The organism is bacterium (assembly GCA_019912885.1).
Taxonomy (GTDB): domain Bacteria; phylum Lernaellota; class Lernaellaia; order JACKCT01; family JACKCT01; genus JAIOHV01.
This window is the reverse complement of record JAIOHV010000199.1, coordinates 1-16,457: the sequence shown is the minus strand read 5'-3', so window position 1 is coordinate 16,457 and position 16,457 is coordinate 1. Positions and strand designations below refer to the sequence as shown.

Annotated in this window: 16 protein-coding genes and 1 tRNA gene; 6 read left to right on the top strand and 11 right to left on the bottom strand. The window is 63.2% G+C overall.

Annotated elements, in window-relative coordinates:
* Window positions 1-4: 4 nt before the first annotated feature.
* Window positions 5-862, top strand: coding sequence for a hypothetical protein (locus K8I61_17530; GenBank protein MBZ0273844.1), 858 nt, complete (start codon window positions 5-7; stop codon window positions 860-862).
* Between the two features lie 52 nt (window positions 863-914).
* Here K8I61_17530 and K8I61_17525 read toward each other — a convergent pair.
* Together K8I61_17525 and K8I61_17520 are read right to left on the bottom strand one after the other, a co-directional pair.
* Window positions 915-987, bottom strand: a tRNA-Trp gene (locus K8I61_17525).
* Between the two features lie 106 nt (window positions 988-1,093).
* Entirely contained in the window at window positions 1,094-1,789 is a 696-nt protein-coding gene (locus K8I61_17520; GenBank protein MBZ0273843.1) for an SDR family oxidoreductase, read from the bottom strand.
* A gap of 271 nt (window positions 1,790-2,060) precedes the next feature.
* Here K8I61_17520 and mdh point away from each other — a divergent pair, with 271 nt between their 5' ends.
* Complete coding sequence (mdh, locus tag K8I61_17515) at window positions 2,061-2,993, top strand: malate dehydrogenase (GenBank protein MBZ0273842.1); 933 nt, start codon at window positions 2,061-2,063, stop codon at window positions 2,991-2,993.
* Between the two features lie 55 nt (window positions 2,994-3,048).
* On the opposite strand, the gene K8I61_17510 is transcribed toward mdh, so the two are convergent.
* The 4 genes from K8I61_17510 to K8I61_17495 are packed head-to-tail and all read right to left on the bottom strand — an operon-like array spanning window position 3,049 to window position 7,025.
* Window positions 3,049-3,678, bottom strand: coding sequence for a threonylcarbamoyl-AMP synthase (locus K8I61_17510; GenBank protein ID MBZ0273841.1), 630 nt, complete (start codon window positions 3,676-3,678; stop codon window positions 3,049-3,051).
* Between the two features lie 24 nt (window positions 3,679-3,702).
* Window positions 3,703-4,317 (bottom strand): ribosome biogenesis GTP-binding protein YihA/YsxC, encoded by a 615-nt coding sequence (gene yihA, locus K8I61_17505; protein MBZ0273840.1) that lies wholly within the window; start codon window positions 4,315-4,317, stop codon window positions 3,703-3,705.
* Window positions 4,318-4,347: 30 nt separating this feature from the next.
* Window positions 4,348-5,676, bottom strand: a complete 1,329-nt coding sequence (gene ccsA / locus K8I61_17500) for a cytochrome c biogenesis protein CcsA (protein ID MBZ0273839.1) — start codon at window positions 5,674-5,676, stop codon at window positions 4,348-4,350.
* Window positions 5,673-7,025 carry a cytochrome c biogenesis protein ResB gene (locus K8I61_17495; protein ID MBZ0273838.1) on the bottom strand — a complete coding sequence of 451 codons (1,353 nt, stop codon included), beginning with the start codon at window positions 7,023-7,025 and terminating at the stop codon, window positions 5,673-5,675. Before K8I61_17495 ends, ccsA begins: the two co-directional genes overlap by 4 nt.
* Before the next feature lie 264 nt (window positions 7,026-7,289).
* Between K8I61_17495 and K8I61_17490 the strand changes: the two genes are divergently transcribed.
* From K8I61_17490 to xseA, 3 genes are read left to right on the top strand one after another with little or no spacing between them, the layout of a single operon-like run.
* Complete coding sequence (locus K8I61_17490) at window positions 7,290-7,718, top strand: hypothetical protein (GenBank protein ID MBZ0273837.1); 429 nt, start codon at window positions 7,290-7,292, stop codon at window positions 7,716-7,718.
* A 12-nt stretch (window positions 7,719-7,730) separates the two neighbouring features.
* A complete protein-coding gene (locus K8I61_17485) occupies window positions 7,731-8,432 on the top strand; it encodes an FxLYD domain-containing protein (GenBank protein ID MBZ0273836.1) in 702 nt (233 codons plus the stop codon).
* Window positions 8,433-8,466: 34 nt separating this feature from the next.
* On the top strand, window positions 8,467-9,822 hold the full coding sequence (gene xseA, locus K8I61_17480) for an exodeoxyribonuclease VII large subunit (GenBank protein MBZ0273835.1): 1,356 nt from the start codon (window positions 8,467-8,469) through the stop codon (window positions 9,820-9,822).
* Between the two features lie 48 nt (window positions 9,823-9,870).
* Here the strand turns inward: xseA and K8I61_17475 are convergent, their stop codons facing one another.
* The 5 genes from K8I61_17475 to K8I61_17455 all read right to left on the bottom strand — a co-directional run bounded on the left by K8I61_17475 (window position 9,871) and on the right by K8I61_17455 (window position 15,944).
* On the bottom strand, window positions 9,871-10,824 hold the full coding sequence (locus tag K8I61_17475; GenBank protein ID MBZ0273834.1) for a UbiA family prenyltransferase: 954 nt from the start codon (window positions 10,822-10,824) through the stop codon (window positions 9,871-9,873).
* A gap of 4 nt (window positions 10,825-10,828) precedes the next feature.
* Window positions 10,829-12,529, bottom strand: a complete 1,701-nt coding sequence (locus K8I61_17470) for a hypothetical protein (GenBank protein ID MBZ0273833.1) — start codon at window positions 12,527-12,529, stop codon at window positions 10,829-10,831.
* 4 nt (window positions 12,530-12,533) lie between these two features.
* Complete coding sequence (locus tag K8I61_17465; protein MBZ0273832.1) at window positions 12,534-13,289, bottom strand: ABC transporter ATP-binding protein; 756 nt, start codon at window positions 13,287-13,289, stop codon at window positions 12,534-12,536.
* Entirely contained in the window at window positions 13,286-14,758 is a 1,473-nt protein-coding gene (locus tag K8I61_17460; GenBank protein MBZ0273831.1) for a transglutaminase-like domain-containing protein, read from the bottom strand. Before K8I61_17460 ends, K8I61_17465 begins: the two co-directional genes overlap by 4 nt.
* A gap of 82 nt (window positions 14,759-14,840) precedes the next feature.
* A complete protein-coding gene (locus K8I61_17455; protein ID MBZ0273830.1) occupies window positions 14,841-15,944 on the bottom strand; it encodes a glycosyltransferase in 1,104 nt (367 codons plus the stop codon).
* A gap of 241 nt (window positions 15,945-16,185) precedes the next feature.
* Between K8I61_17455 and K8I61_17450 the strand changes: the two genes are divergently transcribed.
* A partial coding sequence (locus K8I61_17450; GenBank protein MBZ0273829.1) for a hypothetical protein occupies window positions 16,186-16,457 on the top strand: 272 nt, incomplete at its 3' end.

The window sequence follows — 16,457 nt, the reverse complement described above, 5'->3', positions numbered from 1 at the left end:
GAAAATGAGAATCGTCATTGCCGCGGTGCTGGCTTGCGCGGCGGTTGCCGCGCCCGCGCGTGCGTTTGAGTGGACGCTTGAACCGAGCCTCTTTATGGGCGGCGTCTTCCCCGGCGACGACGCCTGGAACGAACTGATGGGCGGCGCGGACCTGGCGGGATACGGCTTCGCGTTGGACTCGACGATTTACAAAGGATTCGGCGCGTACATCGCCTACGGCGCATACGAAGCCGACCACAAATATCGCGACGAAGTCGATGTCGAATTCTCGGATATCGGAACCGGTGTCGGCGTGCAGTATCGGCACGCGGTCACGAAATGGTTCGAGCCCGGCGCGCGGCTTGGCATGTCATTTCACGCCTTCGATCAGCGGATCAAGGATGATCACCTGGAAATTCGGCAGGACGCATCCAGCGCGGGCTACGACCTCGCGGTCGAAATGAACTTCTATCCATTCGCCTCCCTTGGGCGCCGGTTGCATCCGGAGCAGAAGGACGCTTCGGGTGGGAGCGTCCGCCGCGAGTCCTGGGCGGCGGGCTGGCGGATCTATGGCGCCGGTACGTATCGCTACGTGACGATCGACGGTTTTGGCGATCTCGACGACGCCTCCGGGCCGGGATATGAGATCGGCTTCGGGTACCGTTTCCGGTTCGGACGCGACAAAGACGCCGCACCGTCGGGGGCGCCGGCCGATACACCGCAAACGCCCGCCCACGCCGTGACGACGCAGGACAAAACGGATGTATCCGCACCGGAACCCACGCCGGAACCCGAATCGGAAAACGAGCCCGAAGCCGAACCGGCGCCGGGCGGACCGGGGCGCGAAATCTGGCGGGCGTCGCGACGGGGAATCGCGCATTAACGCACAAAAAAACGTCGGGGGTTTCGCCAATACGAAACCCCCGAATCGTCTGCACGGGTGGAGAGAATCGAACTCCCAACCCCCGGTTTTGGAGACCGGTGCTCTGCCAGTTGAGCTACACCCGTATCCGCCGCGCTTGCGGCGAATGCTGATTACCACGCGAGCGCGGCCGCTTCAAGGCGCGTGGCGCCGTCAACGGCGTTGGGCGCGGCGTGGGCGAAATCCGGCCGGTCACCACGGCACCTGCTTGCCGCTTTGCGAAAAAAAGTGCCCCGAATTTTCGGGCGTGAGTTGCTCGATGACGTTCGCGATGGTGCGCGCGCTTTCGGCCGGCTTTAGCGCCGCGTTCGCGCCGCCCATGTCGGTCTGCACCCAGCCGGGGCAGATGACGATCGCGATGATGCCCGCGTCCTTGACGTCCATCGCGTACGTGCGCATCGCCATGTTCAGCGCCGCCTTGCTCGTCTTGTAGGGGTAGTGCGATCCGTACGTGTTTTGCGCGATCGACCCCATTTCGCTTGTGATCGACACGACCGTCTTGCGTTCGCTCGCGGCGACGTGCGTTCGGAAGGCCTCGGCGATCTTGAGCGGCGCGATCGTGTTGACCTCGAGCACGTCACGGAACGCCGCGAAGTCGATCGCGCCGAGCCGCTCTTTTTTCGGCCCCATCACGCCGGCGTTGTTGATGAGCACGTCAATCGCGCGGTCCTTCAGCTCGCGCGCCAATTCGTCCACGCGCGCGTGGTCGGTGACATCGAGCGGATGAACCTCGACCTTCGCCTCCGGCGATCGCGCCAGCTCGTTCAACCCGCGCGCGGCCTTCGGATCGCGGCAGGTGGCAATGACATCGTACCCTCGCTTGGCGAACTCGCGGGCAAGCGCGTACCCGATGCCGCGATTGGCGCCAGTAACGAACATGGTGGGCATGGCGGGGCTCCAGTCGATTGTCGTTTTCCGGGCGCGAGTTGACTTTATCGCGATGAACGCCCAAATCGCAAAGGAAATTTCACGCCGAAACGCCGAATGGGCGCCCATGCGCGGACGTCCACTATCCTCTTTCCTCTTTTCTATTTTCTCGTTTTCCCACTTGACGCAGCGCACATCGGCTTTCCTTTACCGGCCCCTTCCCGTGGCTATAATGCGCGCGCCTAACCTATCCGGCCGCGTCCTGCGGCTTTGACGAAAAAAGGGGATGATCATGTCGCGAAAGAAAATCACCATCGTCGGCGCGGGCAACGTGGGCGCGTCGTGCATGGCGTGGGCCGCGGCCGCGGAGCTTGGCGATATCGTGCTCGTGGACATCGTTGACGGCATGCCGCAAGGCAAGGCGCTCGACCTGACCGAGGGCGGCCCGATCCTGGGCTTTGACGCGAATCTCATCGGCGCGAACGGCTACGACATGACGGCCAATTCGGATGTCGTCATCATCACCGCGGGCATCGCGCGCAAGCCCGGCATGAGCCGCGACGACCTGCTTGCGACCAACAAGAAGATCGTCTCGGACGTCACGCGCGAGATCGCCACGCGCTCGCCGAACTCGATCCTCATCATCGTCAGCAATCCTCTCGACGCGATGTGCCATGTCGCGCAACACGTCTCGGGTTTCCCGCGCGAGCGCGTCGTCGGCATGGCGGGCATCCTGGATTCCTCGCGCTTCCGCTCGTTCATCGCGATGGAGCTCGGCGTGTCCGTCGAAGATGTGACGGCCTTTGTCCTCGGCGGTCACGGCGACACGATGGTGCCGCTCACGCGTTATTCCGCGGTCGGCGGCATCCCCGTCGAGACGCTGATCCCCGCGGACCAGCTCGCGGAGGTCGTGCAACGCACGCGCGACGCCGGCGCGGAGATCGTGAAATTGCTGAAGACCGGCAGCGCGTATTACTCCCCGGCGGCGGCCGCGGTGCAGATGGCCGAGGCGATCATCAAGGACAAGAAACGCGTCGTGCCGTGCGCCGCGCTCCTGAAAGGCGAATACGGATACAACGATCTGTTCATCGGCGTGCCGGTCCTGCTTGGCGCGAGGGGCGTCGAGAAGGTCTTCGAAATCGAACTGACCGACGAGGAAAAGCTCCAGCTCGACAAGAGCGCGGACGCGGTGCGTGAATTGGTGAAGATTCTGGATCTGAACTAGCCGCGATTTTCGCTCAGCGACAAAAAAAAGCGCCTCCCGGACGGGGGGCGCTTTTTTACGCGCCGACGTCAAACAGATCGAACGCGCCCTTGCCCTGTCGGATCAGCGTCGGGCCGCCCTCCACGAAGCTGATGATCGTTGACGGCTCGGGGACGATGACCCCCGCGTCGACGATCAGATCGACGTACCCGCCGAGCACGCGTTCGATGTCCTCCGGGTCGGAGAGAAGATCGCCGCCTTCGATGTACGCGCTCGTGGAGACAAGCGGCTCGCCCAGCTCCTCGATGATCGCCATGCAGATGGCGTCGTTCGGGATGCGGATGCCGATCTCCTTGCGCGCGGTCTGCGTGAAGCGCGGCGCGGTCTTGGTCGCGTCCAGGATGAACGTGTAGGGTCCGGGCAGAAGGCGGCGCATCGTGCGATACGCCTCGTCCGTGAGCTTCGCGAACTCGGCGATGTTCGACAGGTCGCGGCAAAGAAACGACAGCGGGCGCGTCAGCGACTTTTTCTTGAGGCGGTACATGGTCTCGACGCCGTGTTTGTTGCCGACGGCGACGCCCATCGCGTACGTCGTGTCCGTGGGATGCACGACGATGCCGCCGCCGCGCAGGACATCGGCCGCCTGCTTGACGAGCCGCGGCTGCGGGTGCTCGGGATGGATCGGAATTACGCGCGCCTTGGCCATGTCCGGACTCTCCGGCGCGAGACGCTAAGCGTGAGCCCGACCGCGGTCAAGGTGACCCACGTCAATCGCCGCGCGGATGCGTCTCCATAGCTCGTTCAGCCCCTCGCGTTTCGAGGCGGAGGTGAGCACGTAGTCCTCCGCCGAAACGTCCCAGGTTTCGCGCAGCGTGCGCACAAGACGCGTGCGTTCGGCGCGGTTGAGCTTGTCGATTTTCGTCAGCGCGACGATCGCGGGAATCCCGATCTCGTCGAGCCATTCGAGAAGCTCGACTTCCTCCGCCCGCGGGCCGCGCCGCGCGTCGACAAGCAGCACCACCGCGCGCAGGTCGCGATCGCCTTTCAGATAGCCTTCGACCATCGGCCGCCAGGATTCGCGCATCGGGCGCGGAACCTTGGCGTATCCGAAGCCGGGCAAATCCACGAAACGCACCCGGCCGTTGACGTCGAAAAAATTGAGGAGCCGCGTCTTGCCGGGTGTCTGGCTGGTCTTGGCGAGGCCCTTGCGGTTGACGAGCGCGTTGAGCAGGCTCGATTTCCCGACGTTCGACCGGCCGGCGAACGCGATCTCGGGCAGGTCCGCCGGCGGATAGCCCCGCGGATCGACGGCGCTCGTCACGAACGTCGCCGATACGATCTTCATCGGGCGGGTCGGCGCGGGGCCGGCGCCATCCTATGCCGAGCCATAGGAATGCAGGCCCGACAGCACGAGATTGACGCCGAGATACGTGAACAGGACGCTGATGAATCCACCCACGGCGATGTAGGCGCTCTTGCGTCCGGTCCATCCCTTCGAGATGCGCAGATGCAGGAACGCGAGATAGACGATCCAGGTCGTCAGCGCGCCGGTTTCCTTGGGATCCCAGCCCCAATAGCGCCCCCACGACTGGTTCGCCCAGATCGCGCCGGAAAGCAGCATGAACGTGAGGATGGGGAACGCGAAGATGACCGCCTTGTAAACGAGATCGTCAAGCGTTTCCGCGAGCGGCAGCACGCGCCGCAGCGCGTCGCCGGACACGTGCAGCACGAGCGTCATGATCCCGAAGAACCAGCCGAGAAATAGCAACGCAAAGCCGTAGCCGTTTACGCGAAGCGAAAACGCGGGATACCGCCCGGACTGAAACACCATGTGCGCCAGCGCAACGCCGAGGATGATGAGCGGCAGCACCAGCGCGTAAAACGAGTGCCGCGTCGGCGCGCCGTCGCCGTCGTTGCGCGCGCGATACGCCATGACGGCGGACGCGCCGAACAGCAGCAGGGCGACGAACAGAAACGCACCAAGCCCCGGCAATTCCAGCGTGTAGAACTCGGGCGGATCGGTCATCGGGATCATCGCCTTCACAAGCTCGTCGCCGTAATCGACGTATTGCGTCAGCGGGTAGGAGAGCGAAAAGACATTTAGTTTCGTCACCGCGACGACGCACACCGCGTTGAAGACCGCGACGGCGAAATGAAAACGCGGCATCGGCAGGCCGTCGCGGAACAGAAAGAGCACGGCGAATCCGAACGCCACCATGAACATCGCGTAGGCGATCGACGCGCCGAACACGTGGATGTGCAGCCAGACGCTCTGCAGCGCGGGAACGAGCGGCGTGATCTCCTTGGCGCCGGTCAATGAGGCGAGGCCCATCGCCATCATGACGATCGGAACGACGAAGGCGCCGACGGCCTTCACCTCGTAGCGAAGTTCCATCACCGCGTAGCAGACGATGAGCCCCCACGAGAAAAAAACGAGCGACTCATAAAGATTCGTCCACGGCGGATGGTGCCATCCCGCCGCCACCCAACGCAGGGCGAGCGCAAGCGTCATCGTGAACGCGCCAAGAACGAGGTTCGAAAAGCCGATCAGCCACAGCGGGCGCGTGCGCTTGAGGAGGTACGTCGTGTATCCGATCGACGAAACGATAAACAGGATGAACGACAGATCGAAAAAGCCGATCGAGACGCTCTCGAATGTTCCGGCGCGGAACGCGGTCAGCATGGACAGGACAAAGCTCGTCAACTCGACCTCGCTTGGCCTTCACCCGACAGGCGGGCGAGGGCGGATTCGACGTTGGCCTCCAGTTGTGGCGCCCGCTTGTGGGCGATGCGCGCCACCTCGACGCGGCGTCCGTCGACGCGGACCCAGACGCGGTGATGGTAGCCGAAAAGCGCCCAGAGCAGGGAGGGGATCATGATCGCGGCGCCGGCCCAGACGATCTTGACGCCCGGGTCAAACGAGACCTGCAACCCGGTCGCGAAAACGGTCTCCAACCCCAGGAATTCGAACGCGTAGACGCCGCCGCGTTCGGCGTCGGGGCGCTCGTCGCCAAGCGTCACCCAAAATGGCTCCGGAATCATGTCGTTCTCGACCGCGCGAATCTTGATGGACGGGCCGTAACCGCCGTGATCCGCCGCATAGTCGATGACGGTAAACCCATCGGTGCCCGAAAGCGGCACGACCTCTTTCAGCGTCACGAGGCGGGCGGGCATGATCTTTTGTCCGTCGCGCGTCACCTGAACGCGGGCCATGACGCCAAGCTCCTGGTAGAACGCCTGAAAAAAGCGGAAGCCCCGATAATCCAACGGCTCGTTCACCTCGATCCACTGGCGGCGGATCGTCTCGCCGTTTTCGATCACTGTGAGAGCCGAGCGGAAATCCTTCGGCTGTTCGGTACCTTCGTAGAATTCGATGTCAAAATCGTCGCAGCGGATCGCAAAGGGCAGCGCGAAACTTCGAACCTCGCCTTCCCGGTCTTGCGTGAAGAACGTGTCCACCGATCGGCCCTCGGGGACGAACATGCGCCCTTCGACGTTGCGAACGCCGGAAACGACCGCGCCAAGACCGATGACGATGAACGAGAAATGCAGCACATAAGGCATGAACCGGCTCATGCGGCCGAACTCGCCGAACCAGTGCTTTTCACCGACGGGCCCCGGCACCTCGCGCGCCTTCAAGAAAGAAAAGGCGGAAGCGATTTCGCCTTCGCCGGGTTCGCGGCCAAGATCGACCGTCGTGAAGCGGTAACGCTGTGCCAGGTCCGGCGTCAGCGGTTTGCCGGAGGTCTCCAGATTTTCTTCAAGTTTGGTAAGACCTTTAACAGAGCCAATTATCAAATTGGTGAAAAAGAGAAATAACAGAAGGTAGAAATACCAGGCGTGGAAAACCTCCAGAAATCCGAGGCGGTCGGCAATCGCCCAGGCCTGGGATCCGGAGACAAGCTTCTGCCATTTATCGGGCTCGAGCACGATCCCTTTTTGCGGGAGGATCGTACCGATAACGATGATGACGCCGACGCCCAGAGACAGCCAGACGGCAAGGCGCGTAGAGGAAAAGATATCGTAAAAGCGTTGAAAAGCGCGTTTGATCAAGAAGGCGGCCCTGGGATGCGGCGCGGCCGGGTGCGGGCGGCGACCTCGCCTTTTAGGTTGCGTGGCCAAGTGGTGTCAAGGCCCTCCGGTTGTGTCCCCAACACGCCGCCTCGAAAATGTTTGAGTGAAATTGCTGGTTTACGTTAATTGCCCCGTCTGATTTTTCGGTTGCCTCAAGGACGACGGCTGTGATAAACGATAGGGACGAATACGAAAAAACCGGTGTTTTCGGCAAGTGCGTGACAAGGGGGCGATTCGCGGCGCGTGCGTCCATTACGAAAGAGACAGGCCGTTTACCTGGTGCTGCTCGCCGCGGCCTTGTTTGTCATCGTGTCGCTTTCGACCGACGCTGTGTGGGTCCATACGGTGTTCCTGGCGATTCAAGGCCACCGGATCGAGTTGGATACGAATTACGACGGCCGGCCCGATTACGTCGAATTTTGGGAGGAAGGCGAAATTGTCCGCTCCGAGTGGGATTTGAATTTCGACGGAATTCCGGACTATCGAAACGTTTTCGAGGGCGGAATTCTCAAGGTGCTCGAGTTGGATGCCGACTTTGACGGCCATTTCGAGTACCGTGAGGTTTACACGGACGATACGATCACGGCGCTTCAGGACGCGGACAAGGATGGGCGCTACGAACCGGTTGAAACGACGATAACGGCCGGGGAACCGGCCGGGACTCAAAAGTAACCAGGAGGACGCATGTCTCCGGTGCAGAAAACTTCCGTCGCGGGTATCGAAACGCCGGAATACGACAAGCAGATCGAGGCCGACATCAAGTCGCTTCGGCGCTCCACGCGTCTTCTGGCGCTCTTGGGCATTGCCGCGTTTTTTCTCCTTGTCTGCCTGATTGTTTTTGCCATCTACGACAAGGCGCTCGTCATCAGCGAGTCGCCCTCCTTTATCGATATCGCGTTCGTCTCGTCCAAGGAAGCGAAAATCTACGTCTCGCCCGCCACGTCGCAGCACGTGGTGGCGACCTACAACCGAGGCCAGCCGCTCTTTCTTCTGGAGCGAGGCGAAACCTGGGCGCGCGTTCAAAGCCGCGAGGCGATGGGGTGGATTCGCCGCGAGGACTACGTCACCAAGGAAGAGCGCCGCCTGGCCGCGACGTCGCGCGCCGACGGCGCGGTGAAAATGACGGACCTCGACTGGAACGTCGACGAGGTCAACAATTTCACCGTCGTCGGCAAGATCGTGAATCTCACCGACGAGCGCATCACGAACGTCAAGGTCAACGTCAACTTCTTCGACGACGCGGGCCACCTCATTTCGACGCGCGAGGTCATCGTTTCGGGCAACCAGCCGTTTCGAAAAAACGTGGCGTACAACTTCAGCCTGCGCGGCAACTACGACAACGACTTCAATCACGTTTCCGCGCAGGTCGCGAGCTGGTCCGAATGACGCCGGCGGGGCATGACCCCGCCGCCGGCAGGCAATGAACGGCCGCCGGCGCACCATCCACTCCGTCCGCTCGCTCGTGGCCGCGGCGCGCCGGGCGCTCGAGGGAGAGCTCGCGAAGGTCGAGGTGCGCGGCGAGATCGCCTCCGTCACGCGCCCGGCTTCCGGTCACCTTTACCTCACGCTCAAGGACGCCGACGCGCAGATCCGCGCGATGATGTTCCGTACGACCGCGCGATTTCTCGCCTTTTCGCCCGAAGCCGGCATGGAGGTGATCGCCGCGGGGCGCGTTTCCGTCTACGAGCCGCGCGGCGAGATGCAGCTTCTCATTGAACGCATGGAGACGGCCGGCGCCGGCGCGCTCGCCGTCGCCTTCGAGAAGTTGAAAGGCGACCTCGCCGCGCGCGGGCTTTTTGATTCGGCAAACAAGATCGACGTGCCTCGCGCATCGCGTCGCGTCGGCATCGTAACGAGCCTGTCGGCCGCCGCGTTGTATGACACCCTGCGCACGCTCTACGCGCGGCAGCCTGGACTGTCCGCGATCGTCGCGCCGACGCCGGTGCAAGGCGAGGGTGCGGCCATGTCGATCGCGGCGGTGATCGCCGACCTGGACACGCACGGCGCCTGCGACGTGATCCTACTCGTGCGCGGCGGCGGGGCGCCCGAGGATCTCTGGTCGTTCAACGAGACGGCGGTCGTCGAGGCAGTCGCCGCGTGCGTTACGCCGATCGTCGTTGGGGTGGGGCACGAGACGGACTTCACGCTCGCCGAACTCGCCGCGGACCTTCGCGCGGCCACGCCCACCGCCGCGGCGCAAGCGGTCGTCGCGGATGGCCGCGACCAGATCGCCTCCGTGCGCCGTGCAACCACGCTGCTGACGAGAGCCCTGCACCGGCGCATCGCCGATCACGCCCGGCGATTCGACGGCGCGCACGCCGCGCTGGCTCGCGCGATCGCGGATCGGCTGGCGAGCCGCCGACGGGCCATTGCGCGCGCGTCGGATCGGTTGCGTTTGCTGGATCCGCGCCGGCGCGTGCGCGAACAGCGCCGGGCGCTCGAAACGCACCGGCGGTCGCTTGCCGCGGCGATGCGCCGCCGCCTGGAAATCGAACGCGGCCGGCGCGCGCGCGCGGACGAACGATTGCGCACGCAATCCACACGTCGATGGGTTCGCCTGCGCGAACGCGCGCAATACCTCGATCGGCGCCTTGCCGCGGTCAGCCCGCTTGCGATCCTCGCGCGCGGCTACGCGATCATCACCGATCGCGCCGGCGCGGTCGTGCGCGCGGCGGGTGACGTTAACGTCGGCGACGAACTTTCCGCGCGTTTGTCACGCGGCGCGATCGACGTAACCGTGCGTAAGACGAGGAATGGTGGAAAGGGATCGGGATAGGGACAGGGACGCGGTTGGACTCAACTCACAATCCTCTATCGTCGATCTTCACAAGACGTAGCTGATCGCGAACCCGATCTGCATCGCCATCATCATCATGTACATGTGCTTCCAGCTTGGATGGTTTTCGGTGCGCGTCAGTTCGTCGGGGTCCTTGAGAATGAGCCACACGGTGTACGCGCCCCAGATCGAAAGCCCGATTCCCATGATCCAGAGCAGCACGGCGTTGCCGGTGAGGATGCCAAGCGACGCGCCAAGCGGAATGAGCGGGAAGGGCAGGATGAAAAACGGCGCGATCATGTACGCGGCCTTTTTCGCGCCGTAGAGCACGGGCAGCGTCTTGCAGCCGTCCTCGCGGTCGCCATCGATATCCGAAAAATCCTTCGTGCTCGACGCGCCGAGCAGGAACACGCCGAAGATGAGGCCGATGTACCAGGGCTCCGCGGCGAAGACGTGCTTCACGGTCGACCAGCCCGCCACCTTCAACAGGATGCCGCGCGGCACCGCGATGGTGAAATTCGCCAGCCACCCGCGGCGCTTGGTGCGAAACGGTTCCGCCGAGTACCCGTAGATGAAAAATGACGCGACGAACACGATCGCGAAGCACTGCCAGTTGACGAGCAGGCTCTCGAAAAGCGCGAGCGCCCACAGCACGAGCGTCACGCCCCACGCCTCGCGGATCGACAGGCGACCGCTGGGAATCGGGCGTTCGGGTTTATTGACGCGATCGTTGACCAGGTCGGTGATCTGGTTCAGCGCGTTGCTCGCCGCGTTCAGCGTCGCGGCCATGATCGCGCCGACGGCGATGTACCACGCGAGCTTGATCCCGTCCGGTCCGAAATACCGCGCGGCCATCCAGCCCGGCTCGATCCAGTCGCTGTGCCATTGCGGATGCGCGCCAAGCGCTGTGATGCCGCCGGAGATCATGCCGAGCGCCGGCGGCAAAAGGGTGAACGGGCGCGACAGTTCCCAATAAAGAGACAGGCGTTGTCGGAGATTCAAGGTCCTACAGCTCCCGGGCGTCGAGTGACGCGATGCCCATGCGCATCGCCGTCCACGTGGCGGCCGAGATAATCGTCAGGACAAGGACCATTGACAAGCCGATAATCATCCACTGCGAAGGAAAAAGTCCCTGCCCCGTACGGATCGAAAATTGGATGAGCCGGATGGGATAGGCGAGAACCGCCACCGTCGCGACGATGAGCGCGAAAGCCCACGTCATGAAGATGAGGCTGCTGATGCCCGTCGCGATGCGCGCGATGTTTTTCTCGTCGAAGTTCGGATACATCGCGCCGATGCCGATCGCGAGCGCGGTGATGGCCACGGCGAGCATGCCCGTGACGACCGCCGAAAACACCAGCATGAAAAGATTGGAACCCAGAAGCCAGTTCGAGGCGACGATTAACGTCTGAGCGACGATGAGCATCGGCGGCAGGTAAAAACGCAGTTTGCCCCACACAAAACGCGGAATCGAAACCGGCGCGGTGCGGATGATCCAGAACGCCTTGCCCTCGAGCGACACCGCCGGCAACACGAAACGCACGCTGATGGCCGCGAGCACGAATCCGCCGAGCGCGAGGTTGACGTAGGCCAGCGTGTTGCGAAGCCCGTGCGTCACGCCGGCGAATCGGTCGAGATCAAGCGAGGCGAAGTTGAACAGATAAACGGTGACGAGCGCGAGCAACAACAGGAGCTGTGTCCACTGCGACGTGTCCCGGAAAAATCCGCGCAGCTCCTTGAGAAACAATTCACGCATGACCGGGTCGCGCCGCCTCGCGAGGCGGTCGAAGAATTTCCGCGCGAGCGGCGTGCCCGTGATGGTAAGCCGCCGGCCCTCCTGGCTTTTCGTGAACGCTTCGAGATACAGGTGGCGTGCGGACTCCACGCCGATGAGCACCACGATGCCGCCCCACGCCAGAAGCTGCAGCACGAAGAAGATGCCATCGCCGTCCATCTTGCGATCGATCGGCGCAAGCAGCGCGATCGACGCCCACGTGGACGGCAGAAGCGGCGAGTCCGGCGTTTTTAGCGTGGCGAAATATTCGGCGAAACCGTGAAAGATGTCCGGATTGAATAGCTGCTCGGGCCGGATGAAACGGAACATCACGTACAGCACGATGACAAGCACCACCGCGAGAATGACGAGGATGTCCTGCATCTTCCGCGCGGGGAAAACGCGCACGAGGCTGAACGTCAAAAGCGTGCCGACGGCCGTCGGCAGCACGATGAACGAGGAGAGAACGACGAACATCCACGGGTAAAAGTGCCAAGGCGCCTCGAAAACGATGCCGCACGCCATGAACACCGGGATGCCGAAGACGACGACCATCCAGCCGGTCATGACAAGCGCCTGGAGAAACCGCGCCAGATACAAGCGCCCGAACGTGATCGGGCTCGTGACCAGCATCGGCAGGTCCGAGTCCAGAAACAGCGCGTTCAGGCTCGTGATGACCGACGAAAACGCAAGCACCGCCAAAAACGTCATGAACAGGAATTCGACAAGTTTATGAACGAGGATCGAGCCGAACGGCTCCTCCGCGGCGAGCTTCTGAAAAAACGCGATCGAGCCGTAGAGCACCGCGAAAAAAAACAAAACCCCGAGGCCGAAAAAGAACATCGACTTGAAGCGGTCGAGCTTCGCCGGCCGCCGGATCGTGTTGCGAACGATCCAGACCTTGCCGCGCAAAAGGCGCCACGTGTCGATCATGCGGTCACTCGGCGAAGACCGTGGAGAGGTCCTGCTCGTCGGTCTGGCCCGTGATGCGCAGGAACGTCTCCTCGAATTGCTCGAGCGCGTCGGCATCGGATTTCAATTCCGCCACGCTGCCCGTCGCGATGATCTTGCCGTTGTTGATGATCGACACCTTGTCGCACACCTCCTCGGCGACTTGCAGGGTGTGCGTGCTCATGAAGATGGTGACGCCCGTGCGCGCCTGCTCGCGGAAGATCTTTTTCACGAGCCGCGCACCGCGCGGATCGAGCCCGACCATCGGCTCGTCCACGATCAGAAGGCGCGGGCGGTGAAGCAGCGCGGACGCCATGATGAGCCGCTGCCGCATGCCGTGCGAATAACCCGCGACCAGTTCGTCGCGCACGTGGTTGATCTCGAACAGCTTCAGAAGCTCCGTGCCGCGTTTTTCCACGTCGCTTTCGTCCATGTGAAACAGGCCGCCGATGAACCGCATGAACTCCATGCCCGTCAGCTTTTCGTAAATGTACGGGCGGTCGGGGATGAACCCGATGCGGCTTTTGGCTTTCTCGCGATCCTTTGAAAGGTCGATGCCGTCGATTTCGATCAACCCTTCGTCCGGCTTCATCATGCCGACGAGAATCTTGATCGTCGTCGTCTTCCCCGCGCCGTTCGGGCCGAGAAATCCGTACACCACGCCGCCGTCCACGTCGAAGTCGATATGATCGACGGCGACGAACTTGTCGTATTTCTTGACGAGCCCGCGAACCTTGATCATCGCGCCTCCAGGACGTCGATTTTGAGGTTGCCGATCATCTTGATGATGGCGATCTGCGCGGAGAGGTCGCCGGAGATCACCTTCAGATGCGCCGCGTCCGCCGGGAACTGCCCGAACGTCGGATCGATCGAGAACCACCGCCCCGCCCACACGGCGTTCCACGCGTGGTAGTAGAAACCCTGATCGTTGTACACGAGCCCCACCTCGATGCGCGTCGGAATCCCCGCCGCGCGCGCCAGCGCCGCGTACAGCGTCGCGTGTTCGTTGCAGTCGCCGCGCTTGATGTCGAGCACGTCGCGCGCCGACGGGATCGACACGAGCGGTTTTTTCTCGAGCGTCTCGTAAACCCACGTGGAGATCGCCTTCGCCGCCGCGTAAGCGTTCGTTTCGTCGCCGACGATCTCCCGCATCTTCGCGCGGATCGCCGGATCGCCCGCCTGGATCGTGGGGGTGGACTCCAGAAATTGCGTCATCGCCGGATCGGTGATCGGGATCGTGAACGTCGTCGGGCCCGGCCGCTCGATCTCGACGGTGACGATATCGCCATCGAGATACTGCCGCTGATCGGCGATCGAATACTCCGACAGATCAACGCCCGACAGGCGCAGTTTCACGAACGTCGTACCGCGCGGCGATTTGATTTTTTGCGCCGGATGCACCGCCGCCGCCTCGACAATATCGACCGGCAATTCGGCGTCGCCCCAGCCGGCCGTCAGCGCCTGCTCCTTGGTCTCCACGCGGGTCAGCAGGTTCGCGGCGCGCTCCTGAATGGTGTGGCCTTCTCCGTCGATCCACGCCTCGACATCGAGCCCCATGAAGCTCGCCGCCAGATGATAGACCGTCGTGTCGCCCGTTTCCGGCAGCGTGGTCTTTTCGACCACGCGCAACGAGCCGTCGGAGAACGAGAACGACGACGGGTCGAAGATCGGCACGTCGATGGTATCGCCCACATCGAGCCCCCGGCGCACCGCTTCACGCAGGGCCGTGTCCGGCACGCGCGTATTTTTGGGCATCGGCATGGACCGCTTTTCGATGCCGGCGGCGGTGCGGATTTCCATCAGCAATTCCTCGCCGGACACGCGGCCGAACAGCTCGAACTTCACGGTGTCGGACAGCATCGAGAAGTCGATGGAAAGCAGATTGCCGCCCTCGTCGGTAAGCACGGTCGAAAGCACGCGCACCCGCGCGGGCTGGCCCTGCACCTCGATACGCAGGTGCTGCTCGGACTCGAAGATGCTGCCGCGCGTCGCCTGCCGGATCTCCGAGCGCGAGTAACCGATCTTCACCTTGTTCTCGCCGGAGACGAAATAGACGCCATACCAGCTCGGGCCCTCCGCGGCCGCGAGCCTGGCCATCGACGGCAAGTCCTCGGCCGCCTGCTCGGAGAACGCCGGCTGGCGCATGACGAGCGCCGCGGTCATCACGGCCCAGAAGGCGACGACAAGGAATTTGAAAAGGCGTGCAATCATGAATGGGTCGCCGCCATCGCGCGGCGATCACGCAATCTTAGCAAGCGTGCGCCGGTAAGCCCACAGAAAATTGGGGGATTTGTCACGTCTCGCCCGATCCTTTCAGCAACTCGTCGTACAGCCGCGCCGTCTGCGCCACCATTCGGTGCACGCCGAATTCCTCGTCCACCATGCGAAACGCATGCTCCGCGCGGCGGCGCGCCTGCCCGGGATCGGCCCGCGCGTCGCGAATCGCCTGCGCGATCGCGGCAGGATTGCGATTCTCCGCGAGATAGCCCGTGTCGCCGTCGCGCACGATCTCCGGAATCCCCCCGGCCCGCGTGGCGACGACCGGCACCTTGGCGCTCATGGCATCCAGAATGCTCGTGCAAAGGCCCTCCAGGTGGCTCGTCATCGCGAACAGGTCGAACGCCCCGTACAGCAGCGGCGTGTCGTTGCGAAGGCCCAGAAAATGCGTGCGCGCGCGGATACCAAGCCGCCCCGCCAGCGCCTCGAGCTCGTCGCGCAGTTCGCCGTCTCCCGCGAGAACGAGGTGCGCGTCGGGCATCTCGCTCGCGATGAGCGCGAACGCCTCCAGCAGATAGCGATGCCCCTTGTGATCCACCAGGCTCGCCACATCGCCGATAAGAAAGACACCGTCTGGCAGACCGAGTTCAGCCAACAGGGCCGCGCGCGCGCCGGCCGGCGGCAACACATGTTCGATCGCGCTCGGGATGACGCGGACGTTCTCGCGCGGCACGCCGAAGGCGACGAGAATTTCGGCGACGGCGTGGCTGATTGCGATATAGTGATCGGCGCCGCGAAGATATTTGCGCCGGTTGAGGCGCCCCCCGCGCGGCGCGAAATCCACACGCCGGGTGACGATGCGAACCGGCCGCGGGTGGGCGATCGCCACAGCCATCATCGCGAGGGTGTGGTCGTGGCTCGACTGCGCGTTTACCACCTGCGCGCCGTGCGTTTTCAGGACGCGTGAAAGGCGCCACGCGGCGATCGGATCGCCCTCGAAACGCGGCGAAACCGACGCGGCCGGCACGCGATGGACGGCCAGCTCCTCGGCAAGCGGGCTGCCCGGCCGCGTCACGACGAGCACGTCCACGCCGGACTCCGCGAGCCCGGCCGAAAGCAGCCGCACCTGCCGCTGCCCCCCGCGAAGCTCCCTTGAGGTATCGACGATGACGACGCGCATAAATCCCGGACACTATCTTTTGCGCCTTGTGCCCGATTGGCAATGGCGCGCAGAAATTCGGTTGCGATTCGCCCCTGGGAACGCCGAACCCCCGTTCGGCAAATGCGCCCCCCGGCGCGCCGAGACGCGTATGCCGTCAAAAACGGGCTTGACTTTTCGGAGTCGGCACTGATAAACGTAATCGATCAGACCGAAAATTTGTAACGGCACCAACGAGAAATTGGCCTCGGAGGGAACCACGATGAAGTCCCGTTCGTCGATTCGCGGACTCCTGCTGTTGTGCCTCGCGCTCCCTCTGCTTTTCAGCGTTTCGTGCAGCGGGGGATGCGGCGGCGACTCATCGGGCGGCGGAGACGATGACGCGTCGGACGATGATGGTGATGACGATACGACCGACGACGATGACGCGTCGGACGATGATGGTGATGACGATACGGCCGATGACGATGCGTCGGACGATGACGCGGATGACGATACCGAATCAACGACGACAACGACGAGCACCACCACCAC